At 69.9% G+C, this 20,118-nt stretch carries 18 protein-coding genes, 5 tRNA genes and 1 pseudogene; 14 read left to right on the top strand and 10 right to left on the bottom strand.

Annotated features, from left to right (window positions below):
• Positions 1 to 94: 94 nt before the first annotated feature.
• The 3 genes from cobT to ACIBLA_RS12240 all read left to right on the top strand — a co-directional run bounded on the left by cobT (position 95) and on the right by ACIBLA_RS12240 (position 5,967).
• Positions 95 to 3,421, top strand: a complete 3,327-nt coding sequence (cobT, locus tag ACIBLA_RS12230; RefSeq protein WP_399198510.1) for a nicotinate-nucleotide--dimethylbenzimidazole phosphoribosyltransferase — start codon at positions 95 to 97, stop codon at positions 3,419 to 3,421.
• 394 nt (positions 3,422 to 3,815) lie between these two features.
• Positions 3,816 to 5,081 (top strand): uroporphyrinogen-III C-methyltransferase, encoded by a 1,266-nt coding sequence (gene cobA / locus ACIBLA_RS12235; RefSeq protein WP_399198511.1) that lies wholly within the window; start codon positions 3,816 to 3,818, stop codon positions 5,079 to 5,081.
• A complete protein-coding gene (locus tag ACIBLA_RS12240; RefSeq protein ID WP_363244329.1) occupies positions 5,074 to 5,967 on the top strand; it encodes an RNA methyltransferase in 894 nt (297 codons plus the stop codon). The genes cobA and ACIBLA_RS12240 overlap by 8 nt, the downstream gene beginning before the upstream one ends.
• A gap of 192 nt (positions 5,968 to 6,159) precedes the next feature.
• Here ACIBLA_RS12240 and ACIBLA_RS12245 read toward each other — a convergent pair whose 3' ends face one another.
• Together ACIBLA_RS12245 and ACIBLA_RS12250 are read right to left on the bottom strand one after the other, a co-directional pair.
• The gene (locus ACIBLA_RS12245; RefSeq protein ID WP_399198561.1) at positions 6,160 to 7,647 is read right to left on the bottom strand and encodes a Na+/H+ antiporter NhaC family protein; all 1,488 of its coding nucleotides are present in this window, start codon (positions 7,645 to 7,647) and stop codon (positions 6,160 to 6,162) included.
• A 333-nt stretch (positions 7,648 to 7,980) separates the two neighbouring features.
• Entirely contained in the window at positions 7,981 to 8,967 is a 987-nt protein-coding gene (locus ACIBLA_RS12250; RefSeq protein ID WP_363244328.1) for an alpha/beta hydrolase, read from the bottom strand.
• Between the two features lie 179 nt (positions 8,968 to 9,146).
• On the opposite strand from ACIBLA_RS12250, the gene ACIBLA_RS12255 reads away from it, so the two are divergent.
• Entirely contained in the window at positions 9,147 to 9,608 is a 462-nt protein-coding gene (locus ACIBLA_RS12255; RefSeq protein WP_399198512.1) for an Lrp/AsnC family transcriptional regulator, read from the top strand.
• 31 nt (positions 9,609 to 9,639) lie between these two features.
• Here ACIBLA_RS12255 and ACIBLA_RS12260 read toward each other — a convergent pair whose 3' ends face one another.
• Complete coding sequence (locus tag ACIBLA_RS12260) at positions 9,640 to 10,989, bottom strand: aspartate aminotransferase family protein (protein WP_399198562.1); 1,350 nt, start codon at positions 10,987 to 10,989, stop codon at positions 9,640 to 9,642.
• A gap of 262 nt (positions 10,990 to 11,251) precedes the next feature.
• On the opposite strand from ACIBLA_RS12260, the pseudogene ACIBLA_RS12265 reads away from it, so the two are divergent.
• Positions 11,252 to 11,419 (top strand): annotated as a pseudogene (locus ACIBLA_RS12265) (rRNA methyltransferase); the annotation flags it as partial.
• 31 nt (positions 11,420 to 11,450) lie between these two features.
• Here the strand turns inward: ACIBLA_RS12265 and ACIBLA_RS12270 are convergent.
• The gene (locus ACIBLA_RS12270; RefSeq protein ID WP_399198563.1) at positions 11,451 to 12,761 is read right to left on the bottom strand and encodes a protein kinase; all 1,311 of its coding nucleotides are present in this window, start codon (positions 12,759 to 12,761) and stop codon (positions 11,451 to 11,453) included.
• A gap of 205 nt (positions 12,762 to 12,966) precedes the next feature.
• Between ACIBLA_RS12270 and ACIBLA_RS12275 the strand changes: the two genes are divergently transcribed.
• The 4 genes from ACIBLA_RS12275 (at position 12,967) to ACIBLA_RS12290 (ending at position 15,165) form a co-directional block, all read left to right on the top strand.
• Positions 12,967 to 13,224, top strand: coding sequence for a hypothetical protein (locus ACIBLA_RS12275; protein ID WP_329389828.1), 258 nt, complete (start codon positions 12,967 to 12,969; stop codon positions 13,222 to 13,224).
• A 187-nt stretch (positions 13,225 to 13,411) separates the two neighbouring features.
• Positions 13,412 to 13,618 (top strand): hypothetical protein, encoded by a 207-nt coding sequence (locus ACIBLA_RS12280; protein WP_356592158.1) that lies wholly within the window; start codon positions 13,412 to 13,414, stop codon positions 13,616 to 13,618.
• Positions 13,619 to 13,825: 207 nt separating this feature from the next.
• Complete coding sequence (locus ACIBLA_RS12285; protein WP_363244325.1) at positions 13,826 to 14,815, top strand: aminoglycoside phosphotransferase family protein; 990 nt, start codon at positions 13,826 to 13,828, stop codon at positions 14,813 to 14,815.
• A gap of 68 nt (positions 14,816 to 14,883) precedes the next feature.
• Positions 14,884 to 15,165: a zf-TFIIB domain-containing protein gene (locus tag ACIBLA_RS12290; protein ID WP_363244324.1), complete on the top strand. Its 282-nt coding sequence runs from the start codon at positions 14,884 to 14,886 to the stop codon at positions 15,163 to 15,165.
• 57 nt (positions 15,166 to 15,222) lie between these two features.
• On the opposite strand, the gene ACIBLA_RS12295 is transcribed toward ACIBLA_RS12290, so the two are convergent.
• From ACIBLA_RS12295 to ACIBLA_RS12315, 5 genes are all read right to left on the bottom strand, one after another.
• Positions 15,223 to 15,294: transfer RNA gene (locus ACIBLA_RS12295), tRNA-Val, on the bottom strand.
• A gap of 23 nt (positions 15,295 to 15,317) precedes the next feature.
• Positions 15,318 to 15,389, bottom strand: a tRNA-Val gene (locus ACIBLA_RS12300).
• 20 nt (positions 15,390 to 15,409) lie between these two features.
• Positions 15,410 to 15,481 (bottom strand) — tRNA-Val (locus ACIBLA_RS12305).
• 1 nt (position 15,482) lies between these two features.
• A tRNA-Cys gene (locus tag ACIBLA_RS12310) sits at positions 15,483 to 15,556 on the bottom strand.
• Positions 15,557 to 15,590: 34 nt separating this feature from the next.
• Positions 15,591 to 15,663: transfer RNA gene (locus tag ACIBLA_RS12315), tRNA-Gly, on the bottom strand.
• 179 nt (positions 15,664 to 15,842) lie between these two features.
• Between ACIBLA_RS12315 and ACIBLA_RS12320 the strand changes: the two genes are divergently transcribed.
• From ACIBLA_RS12320 to ACIBLA_RS12330, 3 genes are read left to right on the top strand one after another with little or no spacing between them, the layout of a single operon-like run.
• Positions 15,843 to 16,898, top strand: a complete 1,056-nt coding sequence (locus ACIBLA_RS12320) for a chorismate-binding protein (RefSeq protein WP_363244323.1) — start codon at positions 15,843 to 15,845, stop codon at positions 16,896 to 16,898.
• Positions 16,899 to 17,720: an aminodeoxychorismate lyase gene (locus ACIBLA_RS12325; RefSeq protein WP_363244322.1), complete on the top strand. Its 822-nt coding sequence runs from the start codon at positions 16,899 to 16,901 to the stop codon at positions 17,718 to 17,720. It begins immediately after the preceding gene.
• A 42-nt stretch (positions 17,721 to 17,762) separates the two neighbouring features.
• Positions 17,763 to 18,602 carry a GNAT family N-acetyltransferase gene (locus ACIBLA_RS12330; RefSeq protein ID WP_363244321.1) on the top strand — a complete coding sequence of 280 codons (840 nt, stop codon included), beginning with the start codon at positions 17,763 to 17,765 and terminating at the stop codon, positions 18,600 to 18,602.
• Positions 18,603 to 18,644: 42 nt separating this feature from the next.
• On the opposite strand, the gene ACIBLA_RS12335 is transcribed toward ACIBLA_RS12330, so the two are convergent.
• On the bottom strand, positions 18,645 to 19,157 hold the full coding sequence (locus ACIBLA_RS12335; protein WP_363244320.1) for a DsbA family protein: 513 nt from the start codon (positions 19,155 to 19,157) through the stop codon (positions 18,645 to 18,647).
• Between the two features lie 206 nt (positions 19,158 to 19,363).
• On the opposite strand from ACIBLA_RS12335, the gene ACIBLA_RS12340 reads away from it, so the two are divergent.
• A complete protein-coding gene (locus ACIBLA_RS12340) occupies positions 19,364 to 19,837 on the top strand; it encodes a hypothetical protein (RefSeq protein WP_363244319.1) in 474 nt (157 codons plus the stop codon).
• 127 nt (positions 19,838 to 19,964) lie between these two features.
• Positions 19,965 to 20,117, top strand: coding sequence for a hypothetical protein (locus ACIBLA_RS12345; protein WP_363244318.1), 153 nt, complete (start codon positions 19,965 to 19,967; stop codon positions 20,115 to 20,117).
• Position 20,118 lies beyond the last annotated feature (1 nt).

A 20,118-nucleotide genomic window follows, 5' to 3' on the forward strand; every position in this document is an offset into this window, starting at 1 on the left:
CGCTCGTTGACACTGACGGGCGCCGGACGGGCCGCCGGATCGGGCGTCCCGGTCGAAGGGCCGAAGGAGCACAACCAATGGGCGAGGGGTACGCATGACTGACACCGGCCAGGTCCTGGGCGAGGGACAGCCGGAGAACGCAGGCATGGTGGAGAAGCCGGGCGACCCCGCTGCCGGCTCCTACGCCTACCTGGACCCCTCCGAGAGTGCTCCCGAGGACGACGACCTTCTGTTGATGCCGAGTTCGCAGGGTGCGTGGGGCGATCCGCATCCGCAGCCGGTGCCTGTGGCCGAGCCCGTTCCCGCCGCGCAGATTCCGGAGCAGTTGGGACAGACCGAGTTCGCGCCGCAGTCGCAGCAGCCGCAGTCGCAGCTCGCGACGTACTCGCAGCCGGAGTACCCCGCGCCGGACGTGGCCCACATGCAGGTGCGGCAGGCCGAGTTCACGGTGGCGCCGGAGACGTACGCACCGGCCGCCGCTCCTGTGGAGATTCCGGTTCCTGAGGTCGCATCGCAACCAGCACCGGAGTTGGCCCAGGAGGCCGTACGGGAGGCGCCGCACGCAGTCGCCGAGGCGCCCGCACCGCCGCTGGCCGCCGAAGCACCGGCACCGGAACCCGCACCTGAACCCGCGTCGGCACCGGCCCCTGAACCGGGCGCTCACGAAGCCGGTGGGCGCGACTCGGGCTCGGTCGACCTCGGGGCCGTACGTGTCCCGACCGCCACGTCCACGCCGGCGCCGCCGCCCGCGCGCCGACCGCTGCACATGGGCCCGCCGATGCCCGACTCCACGGGTGGCGTGGTGCGTTCGCTCGCCGACCGTGGTCCCACGACCACGCCGCCGACTCCGGTGCCTGTCCAGACTCAGGGGCCGTCCACGACCGGCCCCGAGTATCTGGACATCCCGCGTGAGGAGGCCGCCGTACTGCCGGGGCCCCAGCTCGGCGCGATTCCCGTGCAGGGTGCGGACCCGTGGGCGTCCCTGCCGCCGCAGTCCGAGACGCCGATGGCGGAGGCGGCGGTCGCGGTCGCGGTCGCCGAGGTGGTGCCGGAGGAAGCCGCCGTCCCGGAGACGCCGGCGGAAACGGTCGTCCCCGATTTCGGACCGGAGTTCGCCCCCGTGCCGGTGCCGGACCCTGAGCCTGTGCCCGTACCGGTGCAGGAAGTCGCACCGGAGCCCGAGCCTGAACCGGAGCCCGAACCGGTGCTCGAAGCAGTGGCCGAGCCGGAGCCCGAGCCCGAGCCGGCACCTGAGCCGCAGCCCCAGCCCGCGTCGACGCCCGCGCCGGTGGCCGAGGAGCCTGTGGCGGAGCCCGAGCCCGAGCCCGAGCCCGTCCCCGTACCCGAAGCCGTCGTCGTGGACGAGTCCCCGGTCGTCGAGCCGGTCGAGGCCGAGGAGAAGCGCGAGCCGATAGCGCTGCCCGGTGCCGACCCGGTACCGCCCGCCCCGGTCGAGCGGGTCGAGCCGGTCGAGCCCGCGCCGGCCGCCGAGGCCCAGCCCGAGCCGGAGCCCGTACCTGCGGAGCCGGAGCCCCAGCCCGCCGCGGTGGAGGAGGAACCCACACCGGTGGCCGCGGCCGTCCCCGTCGTGACCCCGGCCCCGGCCCCCGTGCCCGACGCGGAGCCCGAGCCTGAGCCCCCCGCCGTCGCGGACGACGCCTCACTCCCTGCCGCCACCGTGACCGCCACCGCTCCCGCCCCCGGCTACGACGACGCCGAGCGCGAGGCCGTCCTGCGCGTCATGCGCGAGCGACGGGACATCCGCAACGGGTTCCGCCCCGACCCGATCCCGCACGAGGTGCTGCTGCGCGTCCTCGAAGCCGCGCACACCGCCCCCAGCGTCGGCCACTCACAGCCGTGGGATTTCGTGGTCATCCGTTCTGCCGAGACCCGGCAGACCATGCACGAACTGGCCCAGCGCCAGCGCGACGCCTTCGCCAAGTCGCTCCCCAAGGGCCGGGCCAAGCAGTTCAAGGAACTGAAGATCGAGGCCATCCTCGACACCCCGGTGAACATCGTCGTCACCGCCGACCCCACCCGCGGCGGCCGGCACACCCTCGGCCGCCACACGCAGCCGCAGATGGCGCCGTACTCTTCCGCCCTCGCGGTCGAGAACCTGTGGCTCGCCGCCCGCGCCGAAGGACTGGGCGTCGGCTGGGTCAGCTTCTTCGACGAACGCGAGATGGTCCGCGCGCTCGGCCTCCCCGAGCACCTGGACGTCGTGGCGTATCTGTGCGTCGGGTACGTCGACGAGTTCCCGGAGGAGCCCGAGCTGACGCAGGCGGGCTGGTCCAAGCGCCGCCCGCTGTCCTGGGTCGTCCACGAGGAGACGTACGGCCGCCGGGCGCTGCCCGGCGAGGAGCCCCACGACCTCCTGAAGGAGACCATCACCGGTATCCGCCCTCTCGACGCGAAGGCGCTCGGCGAGGCGTGGGAGCGGCAGAAGCGGATGACCAAGCCCGCGGGGGCGCTCGGCATGCTGGAGATCATCTCCGCACAGCTCAGCGGTCTTTCCCGGATGTGCCCGCCACCGATTCCGGAGCCCGCCGCCGTCGCGGTCTTCGCCGGCGACCACGGCGTGCACGCGCAGGGCGTCACGCACTGGCCCCAGGAGGTGACGGCGCAGATGGTCGCCAACTTCCTTGGCGGCGGGGCGGTCTGCAACGCCTTCGCGAATCAGGTCGGCGCGGAGGTCTGTGTCATCGACGTCGGCGTAGCGGGCGAACTGCCCGCCACCCCCGGCCTGTTGCCCCGCAAGGTCCGGGCGGGCACGGCCGACTTCACCACCGGCCCCGCGCTGACCCGCGAAGAGGTGCTGGCCGCGATCGACACGGGCATCGAGACTGCCCGCGACCTGGTGGCGGCGGGCAACAAGGGCCTGATCACCGGCGAGATGGGCATCGCGAACACCACGGCCTGCGCGGCGCTGATCTCCGTCTACACGGAGCTGGACCCGGCCGAGGTCACCGGACGCGGCACGGGCATCAGCGACGAGACGCACGCGCGCAAGGTCGACGTCGTCCGACGCGGTCTCGAACTCCACCGCCCCGACCCCGCCGACCCCATCGGCGTCCTCGCGGCCTTCGGCGGCCTGGAACAGGCCGCACTCGTCGGCTTCCTGCTGGGCGGTGCCTCGCTGCGTACGCCGGTGATTCTCGATGGAGTGAGCGCGGGAGCGGCGGCCCTCGTCGCGCGCGCCATCGCCCCCGAGGCGCTGGCGGCCTGCATCGCGGGCCACCGCAGCGCCGAACCGGGCCATGTGGCCGCCCTCAACAAGCTGGGCCTGCGCCCGCTGGTCGACCTTGACCTCCGCCTGGGCGAGGGCACGGGTGCCCTGCTGGCGCTCCCGGTGGTGCAGAGCGCGGCGCGGGCGATGCACGAGGTGGCGACGTTCGACTCGGCGGGAGTGACGGAGAAGTAGCCGGCGGCCTCCCCCACCCCACCCCTCCCAGCCCTCTCCTGAGGCCTGGGGCCGGGCGGGCAATCCCAGCCCTCCGGCGTTAGAGGAGCGGGGTCCGGGGTGGAGCCCCGAAACCCCAGCCTGCCCGGCGTTTGAGGGCACGACCGAAGGCCGTGCGGGGTCCGGGGCAGAGCCCCGGTTTCGGGAAGGGGCGGGTAGGGGAAAGCTCCGCCGCCCGCACCCGCACCCGCACCCGCACCCGCACCCGCACCCGCACCCGCACCCGGACCCGTGCGGGCCGCCGGGGCGAGGCGACAGGCCACCCCGAGCCCTCACGCCCCGCACTAAGCTGGAACCCCGCGTCCCACCAGCCCCTTCAGCACCCCGCACCGTCCCCAGAGGAGCCCGTAGCGCCATGGCCGAGCATCCCGCCTACCCCGTCGGACTCCGTCTTGCCGGGCGGCGCGTCGTCGTCATCGGGGGCGGACAGGTCGCCCAGCGCCGATTGCCGGCGCTCATCGCGACCGGCGCCGACATCCTGCTCGTGTCGCCGTCCGCCACGCCCTCGGTCGAAGCCATGGCCGACGCCGGCGAACTGCGCTGGGAACGCCGCGCGTTCGCCGACGGCGACCTGAGCGACGCGTGGTACGTCCTCGTCACCTCCAGCGACCCCGAGGCGAACGCCCGTGCCTCCGCCGAGGCCGAGCGGAACAGAACCTGGTGCGTACGGAGCGACGACGCCGACGCCGCCACAGCCTGGACCCCGGCCACCGGCCGCAGCGAGGGCGTCACCGTCGCCGTCCTCACCGGACGCGACCCGCGACGCTCCGCCGGCGTACGTGACGCCATCGTCGAGGGCCTGCGCGACGGCACCCTCGCCGCCCCCCGCCACCGCACCCGGACTCCCGGAGTCGCCCTCGTCGGCGGCGGCCCCGGCGACCCGGAGCTGATCACCGTCCGCGGCCGGCGTCTCCTCGCCGAGGCCGACGTCGTCATCGCCGACCGACTCGGCCCGCGCGACCTCCTCGACGAACTCCCGCCGCACGTCGAGGTGATCGACGCGGCGAAGATCCCGTACGGCCGCTACATGGCCCAGGAGGCGATCAACAACGCGCTGATCGAGCACGCCAAGGCGGGCAAGGCTGTCGTACGGCTCAAGGGCGGCGACCCCTTCGTCTTCGGGCGCGGCATGGAGGAGGCACAGGCTCTCGCAGACGCGGGCATCACCTGCACCGTCGTCCCCGGCATCTCCAGCTCCATCAGCGTCCCCGGCGCGGCGGGCATCCCCGTCACACACCGGGGCGTGGCGCACGAGTTCACGGTGGTCAGCGGCCATGTCGCTCCCGACGACCCGCGCTCCCTGGTCGACTGGCCGGCACTCGCCCGGCTGCGCGGCACACTCGTGCTGCTGATGGCTGTCGACAAGATCGGTGCCATCGCCCTGACCCTCATCTCCCACGGCAGGCCGCCGTCCACCCCGGTGGCGCTCATCCAGGAGGGCACCACGGCGACCCAGCGCCGCGTCGACGCGACGCTCGGAACGGCCGCCGAAGCCGTCCGTACTCAGGACGTACGGCCCCCGGCCGTCATCGTCATCGGCGACGTGGTCTCCATCGGCGCGAACCCCGGCACCGACCCCGATGCCGACCGGAACACCCACCGGGACACCGACCGTGGCTGAGATCGTCACCGTCGAAGCGGCCCCCGACGGCTCCGCCGACCTTCGCCTCGCCGACTACACCGACCTCACGGACGTCGAACTCCGCCGTCGCCGCGAGCCCGCCGAAGGCCTGTTCATCGCCGAGGGCGAGAAGGTCATCCGCCGTGCGGTCGCGGCCGGTTACGAGATGCGGTCCATGCTCCTGACGGCCAAGTGGACCGACGTCATGCGCGATGTCATCGACCGGACCCCCGCCCCCGTCTACCAGGTCACCCCGGACCTGGCCGAACGCGTCACCGGCTACCACGTCCACCGCGGCGCGCTCGCCTCCATGCGCCGCAAGCCCCTGCCGCCGCCCGCCGACCTCCTGAAGAAGGCACAACGCGCCGTCGTCTTCGAGGACATGGTCGACCACGCCAACGCGGCGCAGGAACCGCGGGTCAGCGGCGCCCCGCGGCGATCGAGGATCGCCATCTTGGAAGATTTGGTCGATCATACAAACATAGGTGCGGCGTTTCGGTCTGCCGCGGCGCTCGGAGTCGACGCTGTGCTGGTGACACCGAGTTGTGCCGACCCGCTGTACCGTCGCTCGGTGCGCGTCTCGATGGGCACTGTCTTCCAGGTGCCGTGGACGCGCATCGAGCCGTGGCCCGACGGCATCCAGTTGTTGAAGGAGGCGGGTTACGTCGTGGCAGGCATGACGCTAGGAGAGGGTGCGATCACTGTCGATGAACTGGTCGCACAAGACCATCAGAACTTGGCGCTGGTCTTCGGCACCGAAGGGCGTGGATTGACGCCCGGCGCCGATCGACTCCTCGACGCACGGGTCACCATCCCCATGATGCACGGGGTCGACTCGCTGAACGTCGCGGCCTCGTCCGCGGTCGCCTTCTACGCGACCCGGTAGAGACCGTCGTCCTGGCCTCATCGGGGAAGGGCCGGGAACCAGCGACTTTGATTACTGACATTTCCCGCAGGACGTGACGGTCGAGTACGCCAGTCCCCTCAACGTGAACAAGATCGCCGACGACGTTGCGGTCTCCTCGATCGCCCAGCGGGCCCCGGCGACGTGGTCGAGCTCGCCCAGGGGTCACCGGCATCAGTCGCTGTCGACTCGGCCAGGCGGCTTGCGCAACTCGGCTCCGCCCTCGCCCTCGAAGCGACGGCCCCACCCGGTCAGCACTGCCAGGAACATCACGACGGTGAGTACGAGTGGATAGAACGCTGTGGTGAAGATCGACACTGCGGACAACTCGGGCGCGCCCTCTCCGTACCCCTGGGTCAGCTGACTCGAGACCAGCAGAAACACGCTGCCCACCGGCACCACCGCCCCAATGCTGAGGGCAAAGCAATCCATAACGTTGGCCCGCCGGTATGGGTGCAACTGGGCCCGTGCCCCGAGCCGGTCAGCCACAGGGCCGAACATCAGCATCGACGGGCTGTTGACTCCCGCGAAGACAGCGGCCGCGGCCGCGGCCCCCAGGCCAATGGTCAGCTCGGCTCTGACTGGTGTACGGGTCCGATCGGAGCGACTGGCAAGGTCGACGATGAGATCGAAGACTCCTGCGCCCTGGAATACGCCGACGATGCCGAAGACAACGATCCCCAGTCCGAGAAGCGGCAACATGTCGCTTATCCCGGCGACCAGGAAACCTCCCGGAGTTCCGTCATCGTTGGCTGAGATGACGTCGGCCGGGCTCAGTAGCCCGGTCACCAGGCCAGTTGTGATGCCGACCAGCAGACCGACAGTCGTGGCCAGGAAGATGTCACGCTTCCAGAAGGCCACCACCAGCAGGACGGCGACAGGCACGACCATAATCAGACTGAGCGGGTCGCCCTTTCCGCCGTCGACGGAGGAAAGGGCGACGGCGTCGCCCGACCGGAGCAGCCCCAACACCAGGAACAGGATGCCGCTGACCCCGGCCGCCACCAGAGCGTATCGAGCTCGGGACCGCACCACCCCGCCGACCTCGGCAACCCCCTCACGGCGGCGATAGCGCTGCGTCGAGGCCGAGACGACGGTCGAGTCCGAGATGGGGGCAAGGTTGTCGCCGAACAAGGCTCCGGACAACACAGCTCCGGCCAACAACAGCGGATCTGCTCCGAGCAGGGCGCCGGCCGGGTAGAAGATCGGGAAGGCTGTGAACATGGTGCCGAGCGAGGTGCCCGTCGACATCGAGATGGTGCACACCATCACGAAAGTCACCGCGACGAACTCGCCGCCGCCGATCCCGATCTGCCCCGCGAGCCACACGAACCCACCGGCAACGTCCGTCTGAGTGATCATCGCCGGGACCAGGCTCACTGAAAGAAGGATCAGCAGCAGAGTGACGGAGTTCCGCGAAGAGACACCAGCGATGACGCAATCCCAGAACCGGGAGTAGGACGTGGCGAACAGCGCGGCGACAAGCAGCCCGGCCAGCCCCGAGGCCGTGAGGGCGTTCAAGTCGAAGACTCCGAATATCACGAAGTAGGCAACCACTCCGGCCAAGAAGACCGCCGGGGCGATGAAAGCACCGAGGATTCCGATCCGGAACCTCAGTCTGTCCTCGGGAATGGGACTGGTATTCAGATCGCCGAGGCTTATCGCAGCAGGTTCCGGTGCTGGCGCGTTGGGTTCAGGGTGTTTCCTACTCCGAGGATTCTCTACCGGCATGGCTGATCGTCTCCCGCTTTCAAAGGATGGGTGGTGTGGTGTGGTGTGGTGCGGTAGCAAGAAGTTCACATCTGACCCGGCCCCTGTGAGGCCGAGTCCAGGCACGCGCGTGGGCCTCACTGGGGGCCGCGCCGGTCCCGTGCGCGCTGATCCACCAGGGGTTACGGGACAGCCCTCAGGGATTGCAGAGAAGTAACTTGTGGGTTCTGCGACTTGACCTCGCTGGTCGATGAGCCGTGCGCCCGCATGTTCTTCTTCGAGCTCTCAGGGAGATGTCCATGAAGTCGGTGTCCTGGCCCGCAACCCTCGGCCCAGCGCATCGATGATCTCCCGCTGAGCCCTGACGCTGCTCTGGGCGAGCGGCGCAAGCTCAGTCGACCCGTGAAATGCACCGGGATGGGAGTGCAGCTCCACGCTGACGCCTGCTTGGAGCAGGCGGAGCGCGTACTGGATGTTCTCGTCGCGCAGCGGATCGAGCTCCATCGCGGCGATGTAGGTCGGCGGCAGACCGGACAGGTCGGCGGCGCGTCCGGGCGCCGCGTAGACGGAGACATCGGGATCGTCCGGCCCGGTGTAGTCACCACCGAGGTAGTGCTGCCAGGACAGGACCCCGGTGCGGCGGTTCACCACAGGCGTGTCGACGAACTGGATCGACGACGGAGTGCTGAGACGATCGTCAAGCGCGGGGCTGACCAGGTACTGGAACGCGATCGGGGCGCCACCTTCGTCGCGCGCCTTCAGGACCGTTCCGGCGGCAAGTCCCGCGCCGGCGCTCGAGCCACCCACGGCGATACGGGCCGGGTCGATCCCCAGCTTCTCACTGTTGGCGTGGACATAGCTCAAGGCCGCGTAGCAGTCGTCCAGCGGACCGGGGAACGGCGTCTCCGGCGCGAGGCGGTACTCCACGTTGGCCACCGCGATCCCCAGCTCCCGGACGACGTCCAGACAGAAGTACTCGTAGTCCTGCGCACGCCCGAGCACGAAACCGCCGCCATGTATCGCGAGCACGACGGGAAGCTCACCACGTACGCCCGCCGGTCTCAGCAGCCGGATCGGGACATCGGGAGCATCGCCCAGGCCCGGGGCCGAGACGTCGAAGACGTCCACCCCGTCGTACGACAGAGCCGCTAGCGCAGGCTCGGACAGTGTGTTGTTCAGCTCGCGCGCTGCGGCGACGTCCGAGATGTCGAGACAGGGGATCGTCGCGACGGCAGCCGCGAGTTCAGGGTCCAACGTCGGGAACTTCGTCATGCTCCATACCTCGATGCGTTCGTGTTCTGAGCCACTGCTGCCTGAAGGAAGATGGGTCCCTGCCCCGGCCTACCAGCCGCTTTCCGTGAGGCAGTGGGCGCTGCATGTTGTCGTGGAGGAACTGAAGTCGATGCTGTTGCTCACATCGGTCCCTCCTGTCCTCGTGGCATAGTTGGCCAATGGATGGCATCGATCGCGCAATAATTGATCAACTCAGACGTAACTGTCGGCAGTCCAACCTCGAACTGGCCGAGACTGTCGGGCTGACGCCCTCGCCGTGCCTACGGCGCGTCAAGCGCCTTGAGGACGAGGGCATCATCACTGGCTACCATGCGAGTTTTGCACCATCGGCCGTCGGTCGCGGATTCGAGGTGCTGGTGGACATCGAGCTCGAGAATCAATCGCCCGCCATTACCAAGCGGTTCGAGTCGGAGCTGATCTCCTACACAGAGGTGGTCGAGGCGCGGCGCATGTTCGGCTCGCCGGACTTCGAGGTGGTGGTGGCGACGAGGGATCTTGCCGCATACGAGCTGTTCATGACCACCAAGCTCCTGACGTTGCCGGGCTTCGGCAGGCTCCATTCGCGGTTCCCGATGTTGCTCATCAAGTCCGACGTCCCCTCGCGAGTTCGCACGATCTGACGAAGCACTTCATCCGGGACCGCTCGCACGGCTATCCGCGCTTCCGGGCAATCGTGAGCGCTTCGTCGAGAATCGCCAGCCCCGAATCGAGGGCAGCCTCAGGGATCGTCAGCGGGGGTGCAATGCGCAGGATGCTGTTGACGCCGGGCATCTGGGCGATGTTGAGGTGCAGTCCGAGCTCGAAGCAGGCCGCAGTGACTGCGGTGCCATAGCTGTCCGCCGGTTCTTTCGTTTCCCTGTCCATGACGAGCTCGATGCCCTGAAACAGGCCGCGGCCACGAACGTCCCCGATGCGCTCGTGCCGGTTCTGAAGGTCCAGGAGTCCCTGTCGCAGTCGCTCGCCGAGCCGGCGCGCGGTGGCGTCGAACTTTCCTTCTTCGAGCGTCTGGACGACCGTCAGGCCCACAGCCGCGGCCAGGGGGTCGGAGACGTGGGTCGTCGTGAACATGAACCTTCGGTCACTGCACGTGGCTTCGATCTCCTCGGTGGTGACCACCGCCGACACCGGCAGACCCGCACCCAAGGTCTTGGACAGGGTAAGGATGTCCGGAACGATTCCCTGGTGTTGGAACGCGTACCAGTCACCGGTGCGGCACAGGCCGGTCTGTGCCTCGTCGATGATGAGGAGCATGCCGCGCTCGTCGCACTTCTTTCGCAGGGCGGCGAAGTATCCGTCGGGAGGGGCGATCAGCCCTCCGGTGCCGAGGATGGGCTCGGCGATGAAGGCCGCCAAGCTGCCCACGGACTGACGGTCGACCATAGCGAATCCGAAGTCCAGCTCGGCCTGCCAGTCATGCGCTCCCTCCTCGTCCCTGAACACCGAGCGATACGGGTTCGGGGTGGGAATGATGAGATTCCCCGGGGCGAGGGGACCGTATCCCGCGCGAGACAGGCTGTAGGTCGCCGCGCCGGCCGCGTGCGTGGAACCATGATAGGACTGGTCGAATGAGACGATCTCGTGCTTCTGCGTGTAGAGCTTGGCCATCTTGATGGCGGCTTCATTCGACTCGCCACCGGTACTGAGGATCATGGCCTTGCTCAACGCCTCGGGAAGCGTGCGCGACAGCGCTTCGGCCAGGTCGACGAGCGGGCGACTCAGCATTCCGCTGAACAGATGGTCCAGTGTGGCGATCGATCGCGACACGGTCTCCACGACTGCCGGGTAGGAATGGCCCAACAGAGAGCTCATCTGCCCAGACGTGAAGTCGAGAATGGCGCGTCCGTTCTCGTCATACAGGAAACAGCCGTCCGCACGTTCGATGATCGACGGGATGAAGCCGGCCGGACCGTAGCGGATCAAATGACGTCGCGCACTGTCCCAGAATTCCTCCGTTGACTGAAGGGAACTCTCGGCCTGGCGCTCACCCGAAACTGTCGTCATGTCTTGCCTCTCGTCGTCCACTGGTTGTGGAGCAACGTTAGGGCAGTTGGCACAGCATGCGATTGCAAAGAATGGAGTGAAGGACTTCCTGCGCGCAATAATAATGCGCAAAAGGCTTCCACTGCGCGATGTTTCGTCACCGCCAGTCGGGAGTCCGTTCTCATGGAGGTCCAGGTAGCCCCTGAACCAGTTGCAGACTGCAGGTGGTTCACGACGTCAACGGGCGACCGTCCTGGGCGGAGAGCGGACTTGGAACACCACCAACCTCGGGGCCGCCTTCCGTAACGCGGCGGCATTCGGCGTCGACGCCGTCCTCTGGACCCGGCTGGAGTCCTGGCCGAAGGACGCCGGTCTGCTGCGCGAGGCGGGATTCGTCACCGCCGCCCTCTGTCCGGACGAGAAGTCGATCACTCTTGACGCGCTCGCCGCTCTACATGACGCGGCCCAGAGACTGATCCGGCCTACAACTGCTGCGCTGCCGCGATCCCCAGCGCGACGATCAGCGTCACCACCACGAAGACGATCAGCCGCTGGCGCAGCAGCCGGGGATTGGCCGGCCTGCGCCCGCCGCGTCCACCGGAGGTCGTACGCGCCCCCGGCCTGGTGCCCTGACGGCCGCCGGGACGCGAGCCCGTCCGTGAACCCGTACGTGACGAGCCGTCACGGGGCCTCGGGGGACGCCCGCCACCCGTACGCTGCGCCGAACCACGAGACTCATGCGCACGCGATTCGTGCGTACGCGAGTCGGACCCGCCGACCGCACGGCCCTGCGTGGACCGCTCCGGCCGGTGGTCGTTCCGGTGTTGCCGCTCGATCGGCCCCGACCGCTCCGAACGTTCCGTGCGCTCGGTCCGCTGCGGCATCCGCGCCGTACGCTCCGGAAGCCGGCCCGTCGCCATGTCCTGCCCGGTCCGCTCCCGCTGTGCCGGCGGCCGGCCGTCCGGCAGCCCCTGCGCCTCCCGTGCCGCGATCTCCTTGAGCCGCATCGACAACTGGAGCGTGCTCGGCCGCTCCTCGGGGTCCTTCGCCAGACAGGCCCGCACCAGCGGCGCCAGCGCGTCCGGCACCCCGTACAGCTGCGCCTCCTCGTGCACCACCCGGTACAGCATGACCTCCGAACTGCCGTGCCCGAAGGGCGAGTCGGCCGTCGCGGCGTAGGCCAGCGTCGCACCGAGCGCGAAGACGTCGGTCGACGGGGTCACCACCGCGCCACGCACCTGCTCGGGCGCCAGGAAGCCGGGCGACCCCACCGCCGTACCGACGTGCGTGAGTGTGCTCGCCCCGGTGGCCCAGGCGATCCCGAAGTCGATGATGCGCGGGCCCTTGGGGGAGAGCAGGATGTTCGACGGCTTCAGATCGCGGTGGACGACCCCCGCCTCGTGGACCGCCAGCAGGCCCTCGGAGAGCGCGGCTCCCACGGAGGCGACCTCGGCGGCGGTCAGCGGCCCGTCCTCGGCCACCTTGTCGTGCAGCGAGGGCCCCGGCACGTACTGGGTGGCGAACCACGGCCGGTCCGCGTCGAGATCGGCGGCCACCAGCCTCGCCGTACAGCCCCCGCGGATCCGCCGGGCCGCCGACACCTCGCGGGCGAACCGCGAGCGGAACTCCTGGTCCTCGGCGAGATCGGGCCTGATCACCTTCAGCGCGACCCGCTGGCCTCGGCGGTCCGAACCCAGATAGACGACCCCCATACCGCCCTGGCCCAGCCGCCGGTGAATCCTGAAAGAACCGACGACACGCGGGTCCTCGCGCCGGAGCCGCATCATCGCCATGTCCATCCCCGCTGCCCGGTCGTCCGTGTGCCGTGGCACAGCTTACGTACCCGCGCCCCGGGCCGCTCATAGGCCGCGCCCTCGCGAACGGATCGATTGTCAGTGCTGGGTGAGAAACTTGAGAGGTGGTCAGGGGACCGCGGATCCAAGGTCCTCAGGCCCGTGCGAGATCTCAAAGGTCCGTCGCAGAAGGGGGATTGGATCAATGAAGGGTGACCGCGTGGAGATAGTGGTGGACGCGGGTGACACGACTCGTACGTACGAAGTCGTGGCAAGTCGGGCAGGCCGCCGGGTGGAGACGGCGGTGCGTCGAGGAGTGGTGGAAGTGAGTGAAGTCACCCGCAACGGTTCGGTGGTGCGCACGGCGCGCTTCATGGCCACGCGAGTGCTCGCTCTGGTCGAACAACCAGTACCCAGGGAGGACCTCTCGGAGCGACCCCTCCGGGAAGACCCCAAGGCCTGAGCCCCCTTCTCCACCCAGGGGAGTACGTGTCGGGGGTATCGCTCATCCTCCGGGAGGCCCGTCAATCGGTACGCGGGCATGACGACCCGGCGGCGGCGCTTACCTAATGTTGTTGTCAGCGGCGAGTGCAGCACTCGTCCCCCGAGGTCAGACACTCGCCGCTGCCAGACACGACAGGAGAGGGACCATGGCCGACACGGCATCGCGAGCGATGATCCGCACGCAGGGACGCAGGGCATTCGACGCGTTCGGCGGGCGGAGTTCCGGTCCGCGCCACCCCTTGGTGGCGACAGCCATGGTCCTCCCTCTCGCGGCCCTGCTGGTCGTCGTATTCGGCGGCTGGGAAGCAGTGGTCACACAAGCGTCGTCCGTGGGCGTGATGCTGGGGCGCTGAGCGGCGCCCCAGGTTCGGGAGAGCGGCCCGAGCCAGGGACATCCGGCCAACAACCCCGTGGGGACGGGGGTGCGGCGGACGGCAGCGTTTGGCCGGTCAGCTGGGGAGCTGACCGGCCATCGCGCTGTCCGGACCCGTTCCGGACCCGTCGCCGAGACGCCCCGCGTAGGCTCCGGGCGGAAACACACCGCACCGGGGGACACCGCCGTGACCACATCCGCGCCCACAGCCACGAGCACGTCCGTCGTACGCGCGCTCGCCGACACCGCCCGCCACGCCGCCCACCCCGTCACGCCCCCACAGCCCTGCCACGCCTGCGGAGCAGCCGGGACCGTTCTGGCCGACCGGACCGACGGCGTCGTCGTACGGCACGGGGCCGCCGTCGCCAAGGCGCACGCGCCCGGCACCGATCCGGCCGACCACCGCGCCCGGCTCGCCGTCGCCGCGCATCCGCTGCTCGCCGGCATCCTGCTCCCACCCCTCCCGGCGCCGGCCCCGCCTGTCGAGGACCGGCCCGTCACAGCCTGGCCGTACGGCACCCCCGTCGACCCCGACCGCCCCGACGACGCGCCCTGGGAAGCGGCGGCGACGCTGCTGGCCCGGCTGCACGCCGTACCGCCCGCCGCCCTCGCGCCGTCGGCGATCCCGGCCATGCGCGGCCCCCGCAAAGCCGCCCTGGCCCTGACCCGGATGCGGGCCGCCGGCCGCCACCCGGCCACCGCCGATGTGGAGCGCGCCTGGGCGGGGCTGCCCGCCTGGGCCAGGGGCGAGGCGCCAGCACCCACGGGCGGGCTGCTGTGCCACGGAGACCTGCACCTCGGCCAGCTCGTACGGCACCCCGCACCGGACGGACCGTGGCTGCTGATCGACGTCGACGACCTCGGACTCGGCGACGCCGCCTGGGACTTGGCCCGCCCCGCCGCCTGGTACGCCGCCGGACTGCTGGCCCCCGACGAGTGGCAGCGCTTCCTCGGCGCCTACCGGTCGGCGGGCGGGCCCGCCGTACCGTACGACGGCGACCCCTGGCCCCGGCTCGACGTCGCCGCCCGCGCCCTCACCGTCCAGACAGCCGCCCTCGCTGTCGCCAAATCGACCGAGCAGGGCCGTGAGTTGGACGAGGTGGAAGAGACGATGATCGAGACCTGTGCCCGAATTGCCACACTCCCAACGGAGTTGGCGGCCGGGCCGTCGTCGTAAGGTGAACTGACCGTCGCCGGGAGGCATTCCGGCGATGCCGATCGAACGGCGAGGAGCTGAGCCGACCAATGCAGTGCCCCAAGTGTCATGCGGCGATGCACACGTACAACCGCAACGGTGTCCAGATAGAGCAGTGCAGCGGCTGCCGGGGGATCTTCCTCGACTACGGCGAGCTGGAGTCCCTGACCCGCCTCGAGGCCCAGTGGGGACAGCAGGCCCCGCCGCCGCCCGCGGCCCCCGGCTATCCCGCCCCGGCGGCGCCGGCTCCCGCGTGGGGCGCGCCGCACGGTGGTCATCACGGCGGCCACCACCGTCAGAAGGGCTTCGGCCGGATGCTCTTCTCCTCCTGAGGGAAGCGCCCACGCACGACGAAGCCCCCGGCCAAAGTGGCCGGGGGCTTCGGGCTGTGCGCGATACTGGGATTGAACCAGTGACCTCTTCCGTGTCAGGGAAGCGCTCTCCCGCTGAGCTAATCGCGCAGGGTGACCCCGCGTGTACTGCGTGCGCGATACTGGGATTGAACCAGTGACCTCTTCCGTGTCAGGGAAGCGCTCTCCCGCTGAGCTAATCGCGCGGGAATCCAAGTGGATCCAGTGGACGATACTGGGATTGAACCAGTGACCTCTTCCGTGTCAGGGAAGCGCTCTCCCGCTGAGCTAATCGTCCTTGGAGGTGGAGACGGGATTTGAACCCGTGTAGACGGCTTTGCAGGCCGTTGCCTCGCCTCTCGGCCACTCCACCAGGAGTACGGGGGCCGGGACTGAATCCCCCATCGAGCGGACGACCAGGTTCGAACTGGCGACCTCAACCTTGGCAAGGTTGCGCTCTACCAACTGAGCTACGTCCGCGTGCCGTTTCCGGACCCCTCCTGCGCGGCCCGGCGACGTGGTGAACTCTAGCGGATTACGGGGCCAGTACAAAAACGCGTTTGTGCAGCGTGCTGCCGTGCGTTCACACTGCGGCACCTTTACGGCACGGTCGTGACACCTTCGCGGTGCGTCCCGTGAGCCGTCCTAGACTCGGCACCGTGCACGACCTCCCTCCGCTGGCCCGCTTCGGTGATCTCCTCGCCACCGATCTGCGCGATGTCACCCGTGACCCGGAAGCCCTCGACTCGACCGGCTTCTGGGCCGTGGTCATGGACTTCGAAGGCCGCCTCACCTGCGCCCGGTTCGGCGACGTACGCCCAGAACCGGTGCCCGCTCCCGCCCCCGGCCGGTGGAGCGGGCCCGCGCCGGGCGACTGGACGTCGTCGCTCGACCGTGCCGCGTACGTCTCGGGCGTACGGCGCGTGCGCGAACTCATCGCGGCCGGCGAGGTCTACCAGGCCAATCTCTGCCGCGTCCTGACGGCGCCGCTGCCCGACCCGGACGCGGCCGATGTCGACGCGCTGACGGCCCTTCTGGCGCGCGGCAACCCCGCCCCGTACGCGGGCACGATCCGGCTGCCCGCCCACGGTGTGGAGATCGCCACCGCCTCCCCGGAGCTGTATCTGCGGCGCACCGGCCGCACCGTGGAGTCCGGCCCCATCAAGGGCACCGGCCGGACCGCCGCCGATCTGCTGGAGAAGGACCACGCCGAGAACGTGATGATCGTGGACCTGGTCCGCAACGACCTCGGCCGTGTCAGCGCCACCGGATCCGTGACCGTGCCCGCCCTCTGCGCAGTCGAGCCCCACCCCGGACTCGTCCATCTCGTCTCGACGGTGCGCGGGGAACTCGCCGAGGGCGCCGGCTGGGCGGAACTGCTGGGCGCGACATTCCCTCCCGGCTCAGTCACCGGCGCGCCGAAATCCAGCGCTTTGAAGATCATCGAGGAGCTGGAGACGGCGCCCCGAGGGCCGTACTGCGGCGCTGTCGGCTGGGTGGACGCCGACCGCGGCACCGCCGAACTGGCCGTCGGGATAAGGACGTTCTGGATCGAACGCGACCCGCCGCACGGGCCCGTCGTCCGCTTCGGCACCGGCGCGGGCATCACCTGGGGATCCGACCCCGAGCGTGAGTGGCAGGAGACAGAACTCAAGGCATCACGGCTGCTGGCGGTAGCGTCGGCAGTGTACGAGGAGACGGGAAGGACCGGCTAGATGATGATCTGGGTCAACGGCGGACTGCGGGCGGCCGACGCCGCGCAGGTGTCCGTGCTCGACCACGGGCTGACGGTGGGCGACGGAATCTTCGAGACGGTGAAGTCCGTCGAGGGACGGACCTTCGCCCTCACCCGGCATCTGGACCGGCTCACCCGCTCGGCGCGCGGCCTCGGGCTGCCCGACCCCGACCACGACGAGGTGCGCGCCGCCTGCGCCGCCGTCCTGGACGCCAACCCGATGGCGATGGGCCGGCTGCGGATCACCTACACCGGCGGTCTGTCACCGCTCGGTTCGGACCGCGGTGACGCCGGTCCGACGCTGGTCGTGGCCGTCAGCGAGACGAAGCGCCGCCCCGACACCACGGCGGTGATCACCGTCCCCTGGACCCGCAACGAACGCGGCGCGCTGACGGGGCTCAAGACCACGTCGTACGCGGAGAACGTCGTCGCCCTCGCCCGAGCCCGCGAACAGGACGCCTCCGAGGCGCTGTTCGCCAACACCGTGGGAGATCTCTGCGAGGGCACGGGCACCAACGTCTTCGTCGTCCTGGACGGGCAACTGCACACCCCGCCCGTCTCATCGGGCTGTCTGGCCGGGATCACACGGGCACTCACGGTGGACTGGACGGGAGCCCACGAGACCCGGCTGCCGTTCGACGCGCTCGACCGCGCCGACGAGATCTTCCTGACGTCGTCGACGCGCGACGTGCAGGCGGTCCACCGGGTCGACGGCCGTGCGCTGCCCGGCGCTCCCGGTCCGGTCACCGCCAAGGCCATGCGCGTTTTCGAGGAGCGCGCCGCGAGCGACCTCGATCCGTAAAACCGGATGACGCGTGCCCGCGAGATGGGTACAACTCCCCTGATGACCACCACTCTGCGGCCGACCGGGCCGCTTCAGCAGACCGACGACGGCATGAAGTCGCGTACGTACGACGTGTGCGACAACAGCCGCCCCACAGGCGTGATCGAACTCGGCATGGACGGTGCGTTCGGCACGCCCGCGGGTGTGCTGCGCCGACTGCGGATCGACGAGGCCGGCCGGCGCCGCGGCCGTGGCACGATCGCCGCGCTGGCCGCCGAGGAGGTCCTGCGCGGCTGGGGCTGCGGCCAGGTGATCGCCTCCGTCCCCACCGAGGCCGGAGGCATACTGCCGCTGCTGGAGACCCTGGGCTACACCGAGCGCAGCAGGAACATGATCAAGGACCTCCCGCAGGACCCGCCGGCCCTGCCTGCCGGACTCGTCGGCAGACCGATGGACGAGGCGGAGTACGAGGTCTGGCAGGAGCACTCGCTCGACGGTTTCCGCCGGAGCTGGATCGACCGGGGGCTGCCGGCGGACCAGGCCCACGCCAAGGCGGAGGCCGGCCGCCGGCAGAACCTGCCCGACGGCCCGGCCACCCCCGGCAGCCGGATAGAGGTGCTGATGCACGCCGGGGACGTGGTGGGCCATGTGTGGGTGAGCAGCAGGGAGATCGCCCCCGGTTCGGTCCTCCCGTACGTGTTCGACGTGGAGGTCGCCGAGGAGCAGCGCGGCAAGGGCTACGGCCGCGCGTTGATGCTGCACGCCGAGAGGATCGCCCTCTCCGACGGCCGGAAGGTGCTCGGCCTGCACGTCTTCGCGGGCAACACCCCGGCGATCGGCCTCTACGAATCCCTCGGATACGCGACCACGCACCGCAACGTCTTCAAAACCCTGCTCTGAGCACTCCTCGCAGGGTGTCCGGCGACCGCCCGCCCGGACCGCTCAGCCCTCGGCGAGCAGCCGGTCCGCGATTTCCTCGACGCGCTCGCGCAGCCCCTCCTGGCTCTTGCCGCCGTCGAGCCGTTCGCCGCCGATGACATACGTGGGGGTGCCGGTCACGCCGATCGCCTTGCCCTCGGCCTGGTCGGCGTCGACGATCAGGGTGTGCCTGCCGTCGATCAGCGCGGTGTCGAACTCCTCGTCGTCCAGCCCCAGTTGGCGGGCGACCTCGATCAGCAGCGGCTCGCCCCTGGTGGCCAGCTCCGCGTGGCGGGCCAGGACCGCCTCCGCGTAGGGCCAGCCCTGGCCCTGCTCCACCGCCTCCTCGGCCGCCTGGGCGGCGGCGAAGGAGTGCTGGTGCTTGTCCAGGGGGAAGTGCCGCAGCCGTACGTCGAGCCGGTCGCCGTAGCGTGCCCGCAGCGCGCGCAGGTCCGTCAGGGCGGTGTGGCAGTCGGCGCACTGCAGCTCGCACCAGACGTCGAGCACGACGGGGCCCGCGGTGGGGAAGTCACTCATGCGATCAGTCTTCCAGGTCGGCGGACCCGCTCCCGACCGGGACCTGGGGAGGAGACGGATCCCCGAGATCTCCCTGAGGTCCCTCCGGACCGTGGCCCCTACCCCGCCGGGGGGTGCAGGATGGAAGTGTCGACAGGTCGGCACGGACCGTCCTGCCCGACGAGACCGCCCACGACCGACGACGGCGCCCACGCCTGGAGGACCGGATGATTGCCGAGACCATTTGTTCCGCGGTGTCCGCTGCCGGCCTCGGTATCGCGGCGATCACCGCGTACCGCAAGCGTTTCCTGGCGGCCACCCGGATCGCCGCCTACTCGCTGGTGCCGGTCGCCCTGGTGATGACCGGCGTGGTCCAGTGGCTCGCCGACAAGGCGTTCAGCCCGACTGCCTGGGTGGGTGTGGGGCTCCTCGGAGTCTCGTGGCTGCTCTTCATGACGACACGGATGGTGGAGCGGCGCGCGGGTGTCGGCACCCGTAAGGAACGCAAGGAGGCGGCCAGGGCCGCGCAGCGCGACGCGGTCGCGCCGACGGCCTCCGCGCCCTCGCTCGGGACGTCCGCGGCCCCCGCCACGCAGCCGAAGTCGGCCAAGACGAAGAAGTCCGGCGGCAACCATTCCGGCACTGACTCCGGCGACGATTTCAGCGATGTCGAGGCCATCCTCAAGAAGCACGGCATCTGACCGGGACCCTCCAGGAGGCCCGTCCGTCTCAGGGGCTGGACGTTTGCCGGGAATCTGACGAACTCGCCTCACCGGGAAGCGTGTTGGTTGTTCGGCGGACCGTCGCCTGCGTCATGATCACCCCGCGATGCTCGATACCTCACGGGGCCAAACCCCCGCACCCACCGAAGAGCCGCGCGGTTGCCTCTTCGCGCTCTCCCAGCCGCCGTTGATGATCTTCCTGGCGGTGATCGGCGCCCTGCTTCTGATGGCGGCGGTCCATGATCTGTTCCTGCTGTGAC

It is taken from the genome of Streptomyces sp. NPDC050433 (genome assembly GCF_044458565.1).
Classification (GTDB): Bacteria; Actinomycetota; Actinomycetes; order Streptomycetales; family Streptomycetaceae; genus Streptomyces.

Bases quoted from the DNA above. Each gene is read 5' to 3' on its own strand.
- cobA (WP_399198511.1), top strand. From the start codon at position 3,816: ATGGCCGAGCATCCCGCCTACCCCGTCGGACTCCGTCTTGCCGGGCGG.
- ACIBLA_RS12290 (WP_363244324.1), top strand. From the start codon at position 14,884: ATGCAGTGCCCCAAGTGTCATGCGGCGATGCACACGTACAACCGCAAC.
- ACIBLA_RS12275 (WP_329389828.1), top strand. From the start codon at position 12,967: ATGAAGGGTGACCGCGTGGAGATAGTGGTGGACGCGGGTGACACGACT.
- ACIBLA_RS12250 (WP_363244328.1), bottom strand. From the start codon at position 8,967: ATGACGAAGTTCCCGACGTTGGACCCTGAACTCGCGGCTGCCGTCGCG.
- ACIBLA_RS12255 (WP_399198512.1), top strand. From the start codon at position 9,147: ATGGATGGCATCGATCGCGCAATAATTGATCAACTCAGACGTAACTGT.
- ACIBLA_RS12270 (WP_399198563.1), bottom strand. From the start codon at position 12,761: ATGGCGATGATGCGGCTCCGGCGCGAGGACCCGCGTGTCGTCGGTTCT.
- ACIBLA_RS12325 (WP_363244322.1), top strand. From the start codon at position 16,899: ATGATGATCTGGGTCAACGGCGGACTGCGGGCGGCCGACGCCGCGCAG.
- ACIBLA_RS12340 (WP_363244319.1), top strand. From the start codon at position 19,364: ATGATTGCCGAGACCATTTGTTCCGCGGTGTCCGCTGCCGGCCTCGGT.
- ACIBLA_RS12260 (WP_399198562.1), bottom strand. From the start codon at position 10,989: ATGACGACAGTTTCGGGTGAGCGCCAGGCCGAGAGTTCCCTTCAGTCA.
- ACIBLA_RS12330 (WP_363244321.1), top strand. From the start codon at position 17,763: ATGACCACCACTCTGCGGCCGACCGGGCCGCTTCAGCAGACCGACGAC.
- ACIBLA_RS12345 (WP_363244318.1), top strand. From the start codon at position 19,965: ATGCTCGATACCTCACGGGGCCAAACCCCCGCACCCACCGAAGAGCCG.
- cobT (WP_399198510.1), top strand. From the start codon at position 95: ATGACTGACACCGGCCAGGTCCTGGGCGAGGGACAGCCGGAGAACGCA.
- ACIBLA_RS12335 (WP_363244320.1), bottom strand. From the start codon at position 19,157: ATGAGTGACTTCCCCACCGCGGGCCCCGTCGTGCTCGACGTCTGGTGC.
- ACIBLA_RS12280 (WP_356592158.1), top strand. From the start codon at position 13,412: ATGGCCGACACGGCATCGCGAGCGATGATCCGCACGCAGGGACGCAGG.